This window comes from Enterobacter sp. Cy-643, assembly GCF_011752815.1.
Lineage (GTDB): Bacteria > Pseudomonadota > Gammaproteobacteria > Enterobacterales > Enterobacteriaceae > Cedecea.
Genome location: NZ_VWWV01000001.1, coordinates 1,519,261 through 1,535,492 on the forward strand (window position 1 = coordinate 1,519,261; position 16,232 = coordinate 1,535,492).

Consider the following 16,232-nt stretch of genomic DNA (forward strand, 5'->3'; position numbering starts at 1 on the left):
AAAATGAGCAATTCTACTGACTTACACAATGCTTCCTCAGCGAGCGCAGGAAAGTGCCCATTTAACCACGGCCAGAGCACGGATATCGCCGGCGAGGGAACCAGCAACCAGGACTGGTGGCCGCACCAGCTGCGCGTGGACCTGTTGAATCAACACTCCAACCGCTCCAACCCGCTGGACGAAAACTTCAGCTACCGCAAAGAATTTAGCAAACTCGATTATTACGCCCTGAAAGGCGACATCAAAGCGCTGTTAACGGATTCTCAATCCTGGTGGCCTGCCGACTGGGGCAGCTATATCGGTCTCTTTATCCGTATGGCGTGGCACAGTGCAGGAACCTATCGCTCCCGCGACGGTCGCGGTGGCTCCGGACGCGGTCAACAGCGTTTTGCGCCTCTTAACTCCTGGCCGGATAACGTCAGCCTCGATAAATCCCGCCGCCTGCTTTGGCCCATTAAACAAAAATATGGTCAGCAAATTTCCTGGGCAGACCTGATTATTCTCGCCGGTAACGTGGCGCTGGAAAATGCGGGCTTCCGCACCTTCGGCTTTGGTGCCGGGCGCGAAGATGTCTGGGAACCAGATCTCGACGTTAACTGGGGGGCTGAGAAAGAGTGGCTTGAGCACCGTCACCCGGAATCGCTGGCACAGGCCCCGCTGGGCGCAACCGAAATGGGTTTGATCTACGTCAACCCGGAAGGCCCTGAGCACAGCGGCGACCCGCTTTCCGCGGCGCCAGCTATCCGCGCCACCTTCGGCAACATGGGGATGGACGACGAAGAGATTGTCGCCCTGATCGCCGGGGGCCACACGCTCGGCAAAACCCACGGTTCTGCGGCCGCCACTCACGTTGGTGCAGATCCGGAAGATGCTCCGCTTGAGGCGCAGGGTCTTGGCTGGGCAAACAGCTACAAGAGCGGCGCCGGCGCGGATGCCATTACCTCCGGCCTCGAAGTCGTCTGGACGCAAACGCCAACCCAGTGGAGCAACTATTTCTTCGAAAACCTGTTCGGCTACGACTGGGTACAAACCCGCAGCCCGGCAGGTGCCATCCAGTTTGAGGCAACCAACGGCCCGGATATTATTCCTGACCCGTTTGATCCGTCCAAAAAACGTAAACCAACGATGCTGGTGACCGACCTGACGCTGCGTTTCGATCCTGAGTTCGAGAAAATTTCTCGCCGCTTCCTGAACGATCCGCAGGCCTTCAACGAAGCCTTCGCCCGCGCCTGGTATAAACTGACGCACCGCGATATGGGGCCAAAAGCGCGCTACATCGGCCCGGAAGTGCCAAAAGAAGATCTGATTTGGCAGGATCCGTTGCCGAAAGCCATCCACGCGCCGTCCAGCGCCGATATCGACGCGCTGAAAATTGCGATTGCGGATTCCGGCCTATCCGTCAGCGAGCTGGTTTCGGTGGCCTGGGCCTCTGCCTCAACCTTCCGCGGCGGTGACAAGCGCGGCGGTGCCAACGGGGCGCGACTGGCTCTTGCTCCACAGCGCGGCTGGGAAGTCAACGCCGTGGCGGCCCGTGCTCTGCCGGTGCTGGAAGCAATTCAAAAGGCCTCCGGTAAGGCGTCTCTGGCGGATATCATCGTGCTGGCCGGCGTGGTGGGCATTGAGAAAGCCAGCCACAGCAAGGTACCGTTTACCCCGGGACGCGTGGACGCTACTCAGGAGCAGACCGACATCGAGTCCTTCGAGCTGCTGAAACCGGCCGCCGATGGCTTCAGAAACTATCGCCGCATTGCGAACGCCACCTCAACCGAAGCGCTGCTGATCGACAAGGCGCAGCAGCTGACGCTGACGGCACCTGAGTTAACGGTCTTAATCGGCGGCTTGCGCGCGCTGGGCGTTAACTACGATGAAAGCCAGCACGGCGTGCTGACTTCTCGCCCGGGTGAGCTGACGAATGATTTCTTTGTCAATCTGCTGGATATGCGCACCGAATGGAAAGCCGCTGACGCAGGCTCCGAGGTGTTTGAGGGCCGCGATCGTCTCAGCGGGGAAGTGAAATACACCGGCACCCGCGCCGATCTGGTCTTTGGCTCTAACGCCGTGCTGCGCTCCCTGGCGGAAGTGTATGCCAGCCAGGACGCCGAAGAGAAGTTCGTCAAAGACTTTATCGCCGCGTGGACGAAGGTGATGAATCTCGACCGTTTCGACCTGCAGCAGTAAAACAAAAAGGAGGCTTTTGGCCTCCTGTTTTTATCTCAACAAGGGAAGGCCTGCGCCTTCCCTTTTTACGGCTTACTCTTCGCCGAAGTGGATCACGGTGCGAATGGATTTACCGTCATGCATCAGGTCAAACGCTTCGTTAATCTTATCCAGCGGCATACGGTGCGTAATGAACGGATCGAGATTGATTTTACCCGCCATCGCCTCTTCCACCATGCCCGGCAGCTGAGTACGGCCTTTAACGCCCCCGAACGCTGAACCGCGCCAGACGCGGCCTGTCACCAGCTGGAATGGACGGGTTTTAATTTCCTGACCTGCGCCAGCCACGCCGATGATCACGCTCTCACCCCAGCCTTTGTGGCAGCATTCCAGCGCGGAACGCATCACGTTCACATTGCCGATGCATTCGAAGCTGTAATCCACGCCGCCGTCGGTCAGCGCAACGATCACATCCTGAATCGGCTGCTCGTGATCTTTCGGGTTAATGCAGTCGGTGGCGCCCATTTCACGCGCGAGGATGAATTTCTCCGGGTTGGTATCAATGGCAATGATTCGCCCGGCTTTAGCCTGCACCGCGCCCTGAATCACCGCCAGACCAATCCCGCCGAGGCCGAATACCGCCACGGTATCGCCCTCCTTCACTTTCGCCGTGTTGTGCACCGCGCCGATGCCGGTGGTCACGCCACAGCCAAGCAGGCACACTTTGTCCAGCGGTGCCTGAGGGTTGACCTTAGCCAGGGAGATCTCCGCCACCACGGTGTATTCGCTGAAGGTGCTGGTGCCCATGTAGTGATAAATTGGCTCGCCGTTGTAGGAGAAGCGGGTAGTGCCATCCGGCATCAGGCCTTTGCCCTGCGTGGCGCGGACGGCCTGGCAGAGGTTAGTTTTGCCGGATTTACAGAACTTACACTCGCGGCATTCTGCGGTGTAGAGCGGAATAACGTGGTCGCCCGGCTTCAGGCTGGTCACGCCCTCGCCCACTTCCACCACGATGCCGCCGCCTTCGTGGCCCAGCACCGCCGGGAATACGCCTTCCGGATCGTCACCGGACAGCGTGAAAGCATCGGTATGGCACACACCGGTGTGGGTGATTTTCACCAGCACCTCACCTTTTTGCGGGGGCGCAACGTCGATTTCAACAATTTCTAAAGGTTTACCCGGCCCAAAGGCCACCGCAGCACGTGATTTCATTGTTTTGTTCCTTTTGGTGAGGGTGTTTTTATTTTAGATAAGAGCGCAGCAAATTCCCGACTTCCGCCATCCGCAGCGCACGCTGCTCTTCGGAGGTGTCGCCGGTCACCAGCTCGTCTTTAAGGTGAATTTCCATCATTTCGCCCATCAGGCCGTTGGCTGCCCCGCGAACGGCAGCGATCTGCTGCAAAATGGCGAGGCACGGATCGCCGTTTTCCAGCGCGCGCTCAAGCGCCTCGGCCTGGCCGCGAATGCGCCTGACGCGGGTCAAGATGCGTTTTTTGTCTTCCGCAGAATGTGGCATAACCGCCCCTTTAGATACTGTAGGGGGGTATAGTACCTTAATTTTTAGGTTATTGATAACTTTATATTTTATCTAATTATCAGTCGGTTGTGGGAAAATTAACAAATTCAGCGAATCTATCGGGGTTCATGTGTCCGCCATATCCCCTGGGCGGTCCTTCTTTTTAATCTGAAGAAACAGCAGGCCAGCGCCAGCACTAACAACATTTGTTAACCTCACCGCCTCAAATCATTTACACTCCTCCGGCAGTCTGGGGGAAGAATGGCAGAGAATCGATTTCATCGTGGTCGTAGCAGAGTTATCGCCACAGGGCTGGCGCTGTTTGCGCTTGCCCTGATCGTTTTGGCGCCGCTCGTCTCGATTTCTCTGCAGAAATCGCCAATGGCGATGATGCATCACTCTATGATGGAAATGGATGAGCACCACGCCGGGCATAAACCGGTTTTGATGCCCATCGATCGCGCTGAGGCCTGCGGTTACTGTGTACTGCTGTCGCATATGCCAGGCATACAGCCAGAGCTAATTACCCCACTTCATACTCTTTTCTTGCTCCAGGGCTTTCAACCCTCATCACCTTTACTCGAAATACGGCATTTCTTTGCCTGGCTTTACCCTCATCCTCGCGCGCCTCCGGCATAAACGACTTTACCTGCTGAAAACTAAAAATATGGGCGTTTTAACGCCATAACTTCGTTTTGCTTGTATTAAGGAAAAGTATGACCACCTGCACCCCGCGCGCGGCCTGGATAAATTTTCTGCGTCGCTTGCATTTTGCTATTGGTTTATTTGTAGGGCCTTTTATTTTTATAGCAGCGCTAACGGGCACGCTTTACGTTGCCACGCCTCAACTGGAGCAGTTTATTTATCATGATGCGCTAACGGCAAACACCAGCGGTGAAGCTCACTCTCTTGCTGAACAGATTGCCGTAGCCAGGCAAGTCACGGGCGATCATTTGCCGCTCTACGCCGTTCGTCCGGGAATGCTCCCCGGCGTGACAACCCGCGTAATGTTTAACACGCCGGGCCTGGGGAATTCTGAAAGCCGGGCTATATTCATCGATCCCATCACTTTGGCCGTAAAGGGAGACATGACGGTCTATGGCACCTCGGGCATTTTGCCTTTGCGTCAATGGATAGATTATGCGCATCGCTCTCTGCTATTAGGCTCAACAGGCAGACTTTACAGTGAATTAGCCGCCTCGTGGATGTGGATTGTCGCCTGTGGCGGGATCGCACTTTGGTTTTATACCCGCCCCAAACGCCGAATGAATAATCTTGTCCAGCGTACCCGCCGCCGGCATGTGACCCTCGGCTGGTTACTGCTGGCAGGTATGCTGGTGTTCTCTGCCACCGGTTTAACCTGGTCGCAGTGGGCAGGCGGCAATGTGGATCTGCTGCGAGCGGCATTCAGCTGGGAAACCCCTCAGCTTAAAACGCAACTCAGCGGCACAAACGGTGCGCAGGACCTGCATGCAGAACATCATGCCGGGATGACTATGCCCATGAACATGGCTATGTCGCCGGATCTTTCCCTGTTTGATAAAACGCGTCAGTTAGCACAAAGCGCCGGGATTGATGCAAACGCTATCGAGATAAGGCCAGCCAAAAGTCACGACAAAGCCTGGACTGTGACAGAAATTGATCGCGGCTGGCCGACTCAAGTCGACGCTGTGGCTATCGATGTTGCCACGATGCGAATCGTGGACCACACCAGATTTGAAACGTTTCCCCTGATGGCAAAGCTGACCCGATGGGGCGTGGACTTTCACATGGGCGTGCTGTTTGGCCTGGCTAATCAATTGCTGTTGATTACTTTCGGTACAGGCTTATGCGTAATGATTGTCATGGGCTACCGCCTGTGGTGGATACGTCGCCCCACGCCTGCCAGGTACAATCCGCTCCTGACGCTGACGCAGGGCTGGTACGATTTATCCCTCCGTGGAAGAGTATCGGTTCTGATGATTGCGATTCTGCTCGGTGTTGCCATGCCGGTACTCGGCGTCAGCCTGCTTATGTTTATTGGCGTCGATGTGGTTCGCTGGCGCCGGGCCAACGATTTTTCTGCCGCGCGCCAGACGGAGTAATGGCAAAATGCGTATTCAGCCCAGCCAGCTCAATGGCTGGGCTATATCGAAAACAGTGACGAAACCAATCAGCGAGGCAGCATGAAGCCTGACGTAACTTACACCTTCCATCATTTTGGTATTCCCTTGCAGGATGGTCTGACTGAAGGTACCTACAGTGAAAAAGCCGGGATGTATACCGCCGATAATCCGGGTAAATTTCGCGTCCAGTGGCACAGATTTACCGATGAATCACCGCTGCATCCTCTGCTAAAAACCGTGCCACACGTGGCGTTCAAAGTTGATAATCTGTCAAAGGCTATCGAAGGAGAGGATGTCATCCTGGAGCCGTATGAACCCATTGATGACTTTTTTGTGGCCGTCATTAACGACAATGGGGCTCCCATCGAGCTAATTGAAACCACGCTGACGGATGAAGAAATCTGGGGGCGAGCGAGGTCTGGCCAGGGCAATTTATATCGGAAGTAAAAACCATCCTGGGTTGCTACCGTTATTGGCTACCTTACGCCATCGTTCACAAAGATGGCGTAAGCGGCGAAAAATAAACCTATCACCTGAATAGTTTTCTACACCTTACTCACATCAGCATTAAACTCGATGGCTCCGCTCTTTAGCACGCGCTGATTCACTGCAGAGAAACTCAACGCCTTACTCACCGGCAGCAGCGGGATCCCCGCCCCGATAACGACCGGGATCTGGGTGACAAACAGGCGCTGCAGCGCTCCGGCTTCGGCGAACATAGCGGCGGTTTTACCTCCGCCTACCAGCCAGACATCTTTGCCTTTGGCGGCTTCGCGGGCTTGCGCGGCAATGTTGACGGCTTCACCCTGCACCAGCGTGATATTTTGCCCTGCGGGCACCGAGAGCGAACGATGCGTGACGATAAATGCCGGGACATCGGCATAGGGCCAGGCCTCTGGCGAGTTTTCCAGAATCCAGTTGTAGGTTTCCGCCCCCATAATCACCGCCCCGACGGTCTGATAGAACGCATCGTATGGCGTGGCGTCGTCCCCCAGCGGGAAATTCATCAACCAGTCCAGCTGATGCTGCTGGTCGGCAATGTAACCATCCAGCGTCGCGGCGACGTAATAGACTAAATTGGCCATACTGTTCTCTCTCTGTCAGACAATTATTCGCCTGATAATACAGAGATAAACACACATCGCCACTGCCAGATTTAGGCTTGCAGTTCTTCATCTCCTCGCGCCTGGCGGCGTATCACCTGCGGCGGCTGGCCGTAGGCGCGAAGAAACGCCCGGCGCATTCTGTCCCGCTCGCCAAATCCGGTTTGCCGGGCCACTTCATCGATAGAGCGGGCGCTGGTTTCAAGCAGCATCCGGGCGGACTCCAGGCGCAGGTGTTCGATCGCGCGAGCGGGCGACTGCCCGGTTTCGGCCTGAAAGCTGCGGCTAAACTGCCGGGGCGATAAATTTGCTACTGCCGCTAACTCTTCCACGCTCAAGGCGTTTTCCAGGTGCGCGCGGGCGTAAGTCATCACTTTTTGAATACGATCAGATTTAGGTTCCAGTTCAAGAAGGGAGGAAAACTGCGACTGCCCACCGGCGCGCCGATGATAGAGCACCAGCTTCCGGGCGATAGTGCGCGCGATGTCTGCCCCAAGATCGTCTTCAATCAGCGCCAGCGCAAGATCGATGGCCGCCGTCATCCCCGCAGAGGTCCAGTAAGGCCCGTCGCAAATAAAAATCTTATCTTCTTCCACGCTGATGCCCGGAAAACGCTGCTGCAGATCTCGCGCATACATCCAGTGCGTGGTGGCCCGCCGGCCCTCCAGCAACCCGGCTTCGGCCAATAAAAAGGTCCCGAGGCAGGCGGCGGCCACGCGGCGCGCATAGACCGCCGCCTGGCGAACAAAATCAATCGTCGCGGGGGAAGCCTGTTCCATCGTGGCGCCAAACAGCAGGAGATCGTACTGCGTATCCGCCATTGACTCAGTCATCACCTCAAACCCTGCCGACGTAGGCACCCCGCCGCCCTGCTCAGACAGCAAATGCAGCTCGTACACCGGCTCGCTCGCCATCAGGTTAGCCACTTCAAATGCCGTAATGACGGCGAATCCCATGGTGGAATACCCGGGAGTAACAACAAAACCGACCTTTTGCATGTGGCAGACCGCCGTGATTGATGGTGTCATAAAAAGACGGTTATATGACATTTGAGACACAAAAAGCCAGTGTTAATGTTGCTTTCGTCCATTAACCCCTTTTCAGGAGCTACACAATGAGCAACACATCTACGGGCACAGCCCTCGTCACCGGTGCATCCGGCGGGATCGGCGCCGTCTACGCGGCCCGCCTGGCTAAACGCGGTTATAACCTGATTCTGGTGGCTCGTAACACGGACCGTCTGAACCAGGTCGCCCGGCGCATTCGTGAAGAAAGCGGGCAATCGGTGGAGGTCGTTCCCGCCGATCTGGGTAACGCGACAGAGCTGCTGCAGGTCGAAACGCGGCTAAAAAACGACGAGTCTATTACGCTGCTGGTAAATAACGCGGGCTTTGGCTCAAAAGAAAGCGTGCTGGAATCCAGCGTGGATGAAATGACCGCGATGATAGACCTCAACGTGACTGCGTTAACTCGCCTGACCTATGCGGCCGCCCCGGCAATGGCCGCCCGCCGCCACGGCACCATTATTAACATTGCTTCGGTTGTCGCTATTGCCCCTGAATTGCTGAACGGCGTTTACGGGGCCAGTAAAGCGTTCGTGCTGGCATTCAGCCACTCTTTGCAGCAGGAGCTGGCGGAGTCCGGCGTGCGTATTCAGGCCGTGCTGCCTGGCGCCACGGCCACGGATTTCTGGAATATTGCCGGCGTGGGCGGCCACGAAAATCTGCCGCAAAGCTGGGTGATGAGCACGGAAGATATGGTGGATGCCGCGCTCGCCGGCCTTGATGCCGGTGAGAAGGTGACCATTCCTTCGTTACAGGATGGCCGCGAATGGGATAACTGGGAGGCTGAACGCCGGGTGATTAGCTCGCATCTGAGCGCTTCTCAGCCAGCGCCGCGTTACGCCCGCTAACCGCTCACGCTATTTTGCCCTACAGATGCCGCCCTCAGGCGGCATTTTTGCTGTTATCAACGCTTACTGTCGCTCAAATCACCTGCCCGTAAGAATATTTAAATGATAATGAGTATCATTTAAATGTTTTATTTGTTAACATCCTGCCCGCGGTAAATTGATCGACATCAAGACTAACAGCCAGTGAAGGCTACCTCCGGGCAAAAGATATGCATAAAAAATTGATCCTTACGTCTTTGATAGCGTTAGCCAGCCTGGGCCTCAGCGCCTGCAGCCAAACCACTCTCCCTCCTCAAGCGGCAAGCCATGTCGACGTCACGCAGGGGCAAATCATTGATTTACACAGCGGTGAGCCGCTGACCGACCGGCAGCTGCTGGTCAAGCTCGCCGGCGCTCAGCGGCTTATCGTCGGCGAAAAGCACGATAACGCCGAACATCATCAGATTGAGCTTTGGCTGCTGCAGAATCTGCAAAAAGAGCGCCCTCAGGGCAGCGTCTTGCTGGAGATGCTGACCGCCAGCCAGCAGCCGCGCATCAACCAGGTAAAAGCCTGGCTAAAAGAGGATCCGCAGGTGCGGGACAGCCGAATCCAGGAACTGCTTCACTGGCAGAAAGGCTGGCCGTGGGCGATGTATGGCGGCGTCGTGACCGAAGCTCTGCGCGCGCCCTCGCCCTTACTCAACGCCAATATCAACCGCGATGAAGTAATGCGCCTCTATAAAACTCCGCGCTTCCCGGAAGGGAAAAAATCAACCGCGCCCGCCGTACAGGCCGCGCTGAAAGAAACGATCGTTGCCATGCACGGGGGCAATATCGAAGGCCAACAGCTGACGTCGATGCTGGCCATTCAGCAGCAGCGCGACCGCTATATGGCCCAACAGTTGCTGAGCGCCCCGACGCCCGCCTTACTGATCGCAGGCGGATATCATGCGTCCAGGAGCATCGGCGTGCCGCTGCATATGGAGGACTTGTCTCCCGCCTCGAAGCCGGTTGTGCTGATGCTGGCGGAAAAAGGCATGAGCATCACGGCAGACCAGGCTGACTATGTCTGGTTCGTCGCCCCTGCTCCGGCAAAACGGTAAACCGTGGATGACGGACACGCTTAATACATCTCTGGCGGGCAGAGGCGGCGCGGGTTTTACGCTTTCTCTGCTTCTCCACGGGGGCCTTTTTTTAGCGCTCATCTGGCAAGTCTCTGACACGCCGTCTGCCCTGCAGCCTGCGCCCGCCGTGATGCTGCAATGGGCCGACGATATCGAAGCCCCGCCGACGCCAGTCCCGCTTCCGGTAGGTATTGCCCAGCAGGAGTCAGCGGCGGCAGAGGAAAAGCAGCAGGCCGAAGACAAGCAACAACAGCCTTTGCCGATAGCCAAAGATGCGGTGATTGAAATGACCCGTCGAAAAAAAGCCGCCGAAGGCGAGAAGAAAAAACCGCGTCCGCCGCGCAACGTCAAAGAGCAAACCAGCGACAGCAGCCAGGCGGCTATCTCGACCAATGCCGCTCCTCAGCCCAGCGTGGTGTCCTCGCGTATTGCTGCGCCTTACCACAGCGATGCCGAGAAACAACACAGCCAGCAGGATAGCTGGGAGAGCCGGGTCAAAGGCCATCTCAACCGCTTCAAGCGCTACCCCGGCGATGCCCGCCAGCGAGCCAGAACGGGCGTGGCGGTGGTGACGTTTACCGTGGATGCAGGTGGAGCAGTTGTTGCCAGCTCGCTGACCCGTTCGTCGGGAACGCGCTCGCTTGATCGGGAAGCCGTGGCCGTTTTAGACCGCGCCCAGCCGCTGCCAAAGCCCCCCGCGGAGCGCTTAAAGGGAGGCGTGTATAACGTCACGATGCCAATCAATTTCGACCTGACGGAACTTAGCCGAAGCTAGCGCTAAGCCCCACAACCTGAACGTTAACTTTATGCTGAATATTCGGCAGGGCGCCCCATCGCCCGACATTAAGGACGCCACATGGAAAAACTATGGAAAGCCACGCCGCTGCTCCTCGTCTGCTCGCTGTCTGCCAGCTGGGCTATCGCCGACGCGCCGCAGCCCCCGGCTACGCCCAAAATTCCCCACCCGCTTATTGAGCATGGCGATGTCCGCGTGGATAACTATTTTTGGCTCAGGGATGACAGCCGCAGCGACGCGAAAGTGCGGCGTCACCTTGAGGAGGAAAATAACTACGCCCGCGAGGTACTGAAACCGTCCGCAGCGTTAACGGACACGCTGTATCGGGAAATGGTCGCACGCATGAGCCCGGAAAACCGCTCTGTGCCCTTCCAGCGAAACGGTTATCGCTATCAGGATGTTTATCTGGCTGGCCAGGAATACGCCGTCAGCCAGCGACAGCCCGTCGGGGGCGAAGGTGACTGGCAAACGCTGGTGGACGGCAACCTGCGCGCCAAAGGCAAGAACTATTACCAGCTAAGCGGCCTTGTCGTCAGCCAGGATAATCAGATGATGGCGATTGCCGAGGACACGACGGGCCGCCGCCAGTACCGCCTCTCGCTGCGGGATTTAAACAGCGGGCAATGGCTCCCCGACGCAATCGAAAACACCTCCGGGAATATGGTCTGGTCTAACGACGGGCGCTACCTGTTTTACATCCGCAATAATCCGCAAACGCTGGTGCCCTCGCAGGTCTGGCGGCACCGCCCCGGTACGCCTGTCGCCGAGGATGTGCTGGTCTATCAAGAGGCTGACGGCGGCTATTACCTCGGGCTTTCCCGTTCGGCTTCGGATCGCTATTTAATTATTACGCTCAGCGCCAGCACTTCATCGGAAGCCCGCCTGATCGATGCGGATAACCCCGAAGAGCCCCCGGTGCTTTTCGCCACCCGCAGACCGGGGATTGAATATTATCTTGACCATTTTGCCGGGGAGTTCTACCTGCGAGCGAACCAGGAAAATGCCAATTTTGGGCTGTATAAAAGCCACGCGCCCGGCGATAAGTGGCTGGCAGTGGTTGCGCCCCAACCCAATAAAATGGTGGAAGGATTCACCCTGTTTAAAGACTGGCTGGTGGTGGCAGAACGCCAGGACGGGCTGAGCCAGATACGCAAGATCAACTGGCTGAACCACGGTGAGCAGACGCTGCAGTTTGATGACGCCAGCTATATGGCCTGGCTCGGCTATAACCCGGAGCCACAGGCCGGCAAGCTGCGCTATGGCTACTCTTCGATGACCACGCCCACCAGCACCTATGAATGGGATCTGGCCAGCGGTGAACGCACCCTGCTTAAACGCCAGGAGGTCAATAACAGCTCGCCGCAGAATTATCACAGCGAGCGGATCTGGATCACCGCCCGCGACGGCGTGAAGGTGCCCGTCTCGCTGGTTTATAACAAAAAAATGTTTAAACCGGCCCACAGCCCGCTGCTGGTTTACGGCTATGGTGCCTACGGAATGAGCATGGATCCGGCCTTCAGCGCCAACCGGCTCAGCCTGCTCGATCGTGGTTTTGTGTTCGCTATCGTGCACGTTCGCGGCGGAGGTGAACTGGGCCAGCAGTGGTATCAACAGGGGAAGCTGGAAAACAAGCCCAACAGCTTCAATGATTTTCTCGATGCGACCCACGGGCTGGTTGAACTGGGCTACGGCCAGGCTGGCAGACTATACGCTATGGGCGGAAGCGCCGGAGGCTTGCTGATGGGCAACGTGATTAACCAGCAACCCACGCTGTTTAATGCCGTGGTCGCGCAGGTGCCTTTTGTCGACGTGGTAACAACCATGCTGGACGAATCACTGCCGCTCACGGTGGGAGAATATGACGAATGGGGCAATCCGCACCGTAAAACGGACTATCTGCGGCTCAAATCCTGGAGTCCTTACGATAACGTTAAGCCTTCGTCCTATCCTAATCTGCTGGTGACCAGCGGCCTTAACGACTCGCAGGTGCAATACTGGGAGCCTGCAAAATGGGTTGCGAAGCTACGTGAAAACCAGCGGGGGCCTGGCAAAATCCTTCTGCTGACCGAAATGCAGGCCGGGCACGGCGGTAAATCAGGCCGAATAAAACGTCTGGAAAATACCGCCCTTGAGTACAGTTTTATTCTGGAGGCAGATAAACAGCGCTAACCTGGAAGCCTTCCCTTAACGGGAAGGCTGCTAGCGGGCGACATAATAATAAAAATAATCTTTATTTTATTATAATACTTCAAGGACACGTATGAACGTTAATAAACTGGCCGTTGCTATCGGCTCGGGCATGCTATTGCTCAGCGCCGGCGGGGCGGCACAAGACAATAATGAAATAAACAGCGGGAATAAAAAAGGCTCGGCGGTATTTAGCCCACTTAATGTTTCCGCCGGGAATATCACCCGCGAGCAAGAGGCGCTGGAAAAACCAGGCGCAACCAGCTCACGCGCCACGGATAAAAACCTGCAATCTCTGGATGCCACGCTGCGCAGCATGCCTGGCACCTATACCCAAATCGATCCCGGCCAGGGCACGGTGAGCGTTAATATTCGCGGGATGAGCGGCTTTGGCCGCGTGAACACCATGGTGGACGGCATTACCCAAAGCTTTTATGGCACCACCACGTCCGGCACGACCGTACACGGCTCCACTAACAACCAGGCCGGGGTGCTTATAGACCCGAATTTCCTGGTCGGCGTGGACGTTACGCGCGGGGACAGCAGCGGTTCCGCGGGAATCAACGCCCTTGCCGGCAGCGCAAATATGCGCACCCTCGGCGTCGATGACGTGATATTTAAGGGAAATGATTACGGGGTGCGGTCGCGCTTCTCGGTGGGCAGCAACGGGATCGGGCGCAGCGGAATGATTGCGGCGGCCGGAAGAACGGACGCCTTTACCGACACCGGGAGCTTTGGTGCGATGGCCGCCATCAGCGGCAGTTCTATTTATTCTAATTTCTCGAACGGCTCCGGCATCAATAGCGAAGAGTTTGGTTACGATAAATTTATGAAGCAGAATCCGAAATCGCAGCTTTATAAAATGGATATTAAGCCTGATGAATTTAATAGCGTCGAGCTGTCGGCCAGAACCTATGAAAATAGATTCTCCCGCCGCGATATCACCAGCGACGATTATTATATTAAATATCATTACGCCCCGTTCTCTGAGCTGATTGATTTTAACGTCACGGCCAGCACCAGCCGCGGCGATCAGAAATACCGCGATGGTTCGTTGTTTACTTTTTACAGCACCTCCGCGCAAAACCGTTCCGATGCGCTGGACGTAAACAACACCAGCCGTTTTAGCCTGGGCGATAACGATCTGGCGTTTACGCTGGGCAGCAAGTTAATGCGTACCCGTTACACTAAACTCATTAATGCTGCCGCAGGCGATGAGAAAACCAACCACGAGGCGATCGAAAACAATCCGTTCGCGCCTTCCGGGCGGCAGGATATTTCGGCGTTATATACCGGGCTACAGGTGACGCGCGGTATCTGGCAGGCCGATCTGAACCTCAACTACACGCGCAACAGAATCACCGGCCATAAACCGCCCTGTGACGAACGCGTTATCTGTGTCCCCCAGGGAAGTTACGACGTTGATGAGCGAGAAAGCGGCTTCAACCCATCGGCACAGCTGTCGGCCCAGGTTACGCCGTGGCTTCAGCCCTTTGTCGGCTACAGTAAATCGATGCGTGCGCCAAATATTCAGGAGATGTTTTTCTCCAACTCCGGCGGCGCGTCCATGAACCCGTTCTTGAAGCCTGAGCGCGCGGAAACCTGGCAGGCCGGTTTTAATATCGACACCAAAGATCTGCTCGTTCAGCAGGACTCGCTGCGCTTTAAGGCGCTGGCCTACCGCAGCAGGATCCAGAACTATATTTACAGCGAATCTTACCAGGTCTGCTCCAGCGGACGAAAATGCAGCATGACCGAAGTGCTTGGCAATGACTGGGCGGACATCAGCGACGAGTACAGCGACAATATGTACATTTACGTGAACTCGGCCAGCGGCGTCACCGCTCACGGCGTGGAGCTGGAGATGGATTACGACGCAGGGTTCGCCTTTAGCCGCCTCTCCTTCAGTCAGCAGCAGACCGACCAGCCCACCTCTATCGCCAGCACCTATTTCGGCGCGGGGGATATTACCGAGCTGCCGCGGAAATATATGACGCTGGATGCCGGGGTGCGTTTCTTCGATAAGGCTCTGACCCTGGGGACGATAGTGAAGTACACCGGTAAAGCACGGCGGCTGTCGCCTGATTTTGAAACCGATGAGCATACCGGGGCTATCGTTAAAGAGGATTTACCGCAGATCCCGACCATTATCGATCTCTACGGCACTTATGAGGTGAACCGTAATCTGATGCTGAAACTCACGGTCCAAAACCTGATGAACCGGGATTACTCCGAGGCGCTGAACAAGCTCAATATGATGCCAGGACCTGGAGATGACGCCAGCCGGGCAAACACCGCGCGCGGGAGAACCTGGATCTTTGGCGGCGAGATTCGCTTCTGATTGTCAGCCCATCGCCCGGTTTTAGGCCGGGCGATGGTTAATTAGCGGTATTTCATCTTCTGCAAATCTTCGATCAGCCCAGGCCCGGTTGGCCGCCAGCCGGTTCTCTGCTGCGTGATTGCGCTTGAGGCCGACATATCGTGTACGGCAAAACGCCCCAGCCAGCCAAAATGGTCGCTGGCTTTGTCAGCCCCGATACTGCGAACCGGCACGCCAAGCCCCAGGCCAATCATTTCGGCGATCGTTTTCGTGGCGATCCCTTCTTCCGCCACGGCATTGTAGCGCTCCCCCGCCACGCCTCTCTCTACCGCCTGGACATACAGCCGAGCGGCATCACTCAGGTGCACCGCCGACCAGCGGTTTTTGCCTTCGTCAACATATGCCGCCACGCCTTTGTCGCGAGCCAGCTCAATAAGCGGCGTAATTAGCCCCTGCCTGAAGGTGTCATGCACCTGCGGCAGGCGTACAAAAGAGGCGTTAACGCCCCGCTCAAGCAGGCTGACCCCGGCAACTTCCGTGGCCTTACGCGGATTGGGCGTCTGGAGGTTATACCCCTCTTCCGTCGCCGGTTTACCCGGTTCAGTCGCGCCCATAGCGACAAAAGAGGTGATCACCATCGGGCGGGCCGATCCCACCAGCGCGTCCCCCATAGCGGCAATCACTTTCCCGTCCGCTTCGCAGTTGGCGACAAAGTTAGAAAAATCATGATTAAACGCGGTGTGAACCACTGCATCCGCAAGATCTGCCCCGTGCTGCAAACTGGCGAGGTCATCCAGATCGCCATAATGTGCTTTTGCGCCCCAGGATGATAAAGCCTCGGCCCCACGCTGAGAACGCGTTAGCCCCAGAACCTGATGCCCGGCGGCAAGCAGCTGTTGAACGATGGCCGAGCCAAGAAAACCGGTCGCACCGGTGACAAAAATACGCATAGTCATTATCCCAAACCGTCACTGAGGACTGAGTTGCCGTCCGACGGGATTTACTGTAAACAGAGAAAGCAAGACGAACAATG

At 56.5% G+C, this 16,232-nt stretch carries 14 protein-coding genes; 9 read left to right on the plus strand and 5 right to left on the minus strand.

The features are described from left to right. Positions 1–3: 3 nt before the first annotated feature. Positions 4–2,178, plus strand: coding sequence for a catalase/peroxidase HPI (gene katG / locus F3J29_RS07010; RefSeq protein ID WP_166864258.1), 2,175 nt, complete (start codon positions 4–6; stop codon positions 2,176–2,178). 72 nt (positions 2,179–2,250) lie between these two features. Here katG and F3J29_RS07015 read toward each other — a convergent pair whose 3' ends face one another. Next, entirely contained in the window at positions 2,251–3,369 is a 1,119-nt protein-coding gene (locus tag F3J29_RS07015; RefSeq protein WP_166864261.1) for an S-(hydroxymethyl)glutathione dehydrogenase/class III alcohol dehydrogenase, read from the minus strand. A 28-nt stretch (positions 3,370–3,397) separates the two neighbouring features. Further along, complete coding sequence (locus tag F3J29_RS07020; RefSeq protein WP_166864264.1) at positions 3,398–3,673, minus strand: metal/formaldehyde-sensitive transcriptional repressor; 276 nt, start codon at positions 3,671–3,673, stop codon at positions 3,398–3,400. Between the two features lie 261 nt (positions 3,674–3,934). On the opposite strand from F3J29_RS07020, the gene F3J29_RS07025 reads away from it, so the two are divergent. The 3 genes from F3J29_RS07025 to F3J29_RS07035 all read left to right on the plus strand — a co-directional run bounded on the left by F3J29_RS07025 (position 3,935) and on the right by F3J29_RS07035 (position 6,225). Then, on the plus strand, positions 3,935–4,312 hold the full coding sequence (locus F3J29_RS07025; RefSeq protein WP_166864266.1) for a DUF2946 domain-containing protein: 378 nt from the start codon (positions 3,935–3,937) through the stop codon (positions 4,310–4,312). A gap of 77 nt (positions 4,313–4,389) precedes the next feature. Then, positions 4,390–5,757, plus strand: coding sequence for a PepSY-associated TM helix domain-containing protein (locus F3J29_RS07030; RefSeq protein ID WP_166864269.1), 1,368 nt, complete (start codon positions 4,390–4,392; stop codon positions 5,755–5,757). An 81-nt stretch (positions 5,758–5,838) separates the two neighbouring features. Next, positions 5,839–6,225, plus strand: a complete 387-nt coding sequence (locus tag F3J29_RS07035; protein WP_166864272.1) for a hypothetical protein — start codon at positions 5,839–5,841, stop codon at positions 6,223–6,225. Between the two features lie 98 nt (positions 6,226–6,323). On the opposite strand, the gene F3J29_RS07040 is transcribed toward F3J29_RS07035, so the two are convergent. Together F3J29_RS07040 and F3J29_RS07045 are read right to left on the minus strand one after the other, a co-directional pair. Next, on the minus strand, positions 6,324–6,863 hold the full coding sequence (locus F3J29_RS07040) for a dihydrofolate reductase family protein (RefSeq protein WP_166864275.1): 540 nt from the start codon (positions 6,861–6,863) through the stop codon (positions 6,324–6,326). Between the two features lie 71 nt (positions 6,864–6,934). Continuing rightward, positions 6,935–7,879, minus strand: a complete 945-nt coding sequence (locus F3J29_RS07045; protein ID WP_166864278.1) for a GlxA family transcriptional regulator — start codon at positions 7,877–7,879, stop codon at positions 6,935–6,937. Positions 7,880–7,995: 116 nt separating this feature from the next. On the opposite strand from F3J29_RS07045, the gene F3J29_RS07050 reads away from it, so the two are divergent. The 5 genes from F3J29_RS07050 (at position 7,996) to F3J29_RS07070 (ending at position 15,220) form a co-directional block, all read left to right on the plus strand. Continuing rightward, positions 7,996–8,793 (plus strand): SDR family NAD(P)-dependent oxidoreductase, encoded by a 798-nt coding sequence (locus tag F3J29_RS07050; RefSeq protein ID WP_166864281.1) that lies wholly within the window; start codon positions 7,996–7,998, stop codon positions 8,791–8,793. A 209-nt stretch (positions 8,794–9,002) separates the two neighbouring features. Next, positions 9,003–9,875, plus strand: coding sequence for a ChaN family lipoprotein (locus tag F3J29_RS07055; protein WP_166864283.1), 873 nt, complete (start codon positions 9,003–9,005; stop codon positions 9,873–9,875). A 7-nt stretch (positions 9,876–9,882) separates the two neighbouring features. Next, on the plus strand, positions 9,883–10,671 hold the full coding sequence (gene tolA / locus F3J29_RS07060; RefSeq protein ID WP_166865025.1) for a cell envelope integrity protein TolA: 789 nt from the start codon (positions 9,883–9,885) through the stop codon (positions 10,669–10,671). An 81-nt stretch (positions 10,672–10,752) separates the two neighbouring features. After that, positions 10,753–12,861, plus strand: a complete 2,109-nt coding sequence (locus F3J29_RS07065; protein WP_205246651.1) for a S9 family peptidase — start codon at positions 10,753–10,755, stop codon at positions 12,859–12,861. Positions 12,862–12,952: 91 nt separating this feature from the next. Continuing rightward, positions 12,953–15,220, plus strand: a complete 2,268-nt coding sequence (locus tag F3J29_RS07070; protein ID WP_166864286.1) for a TonB-dependent receptor domain-containing protein — start codon at positions 12,953–12,955, stop codon at positions 15,218–15,220. A gap of 41 nt (positions 15,221–15,261) precedes the next feature. Here the strand turns inward: F3J29_RS07070 and F3J29_RS07075 are convergent, their stop codons facing one another. Continuing rightward, positions 15,262–16,149: an SDR family oxidoreductase gene (locus F3J29_RS07075; RefSeq protein ID WP_166865031.1), complete on the minus strand. Its 888-nt coding sequence runs from the start codon at positions 16,147–16,149 to the stop codon at positions 15,262–15,264. Positions 16,150–16,232: the final 83 nt, after the last annotated feature.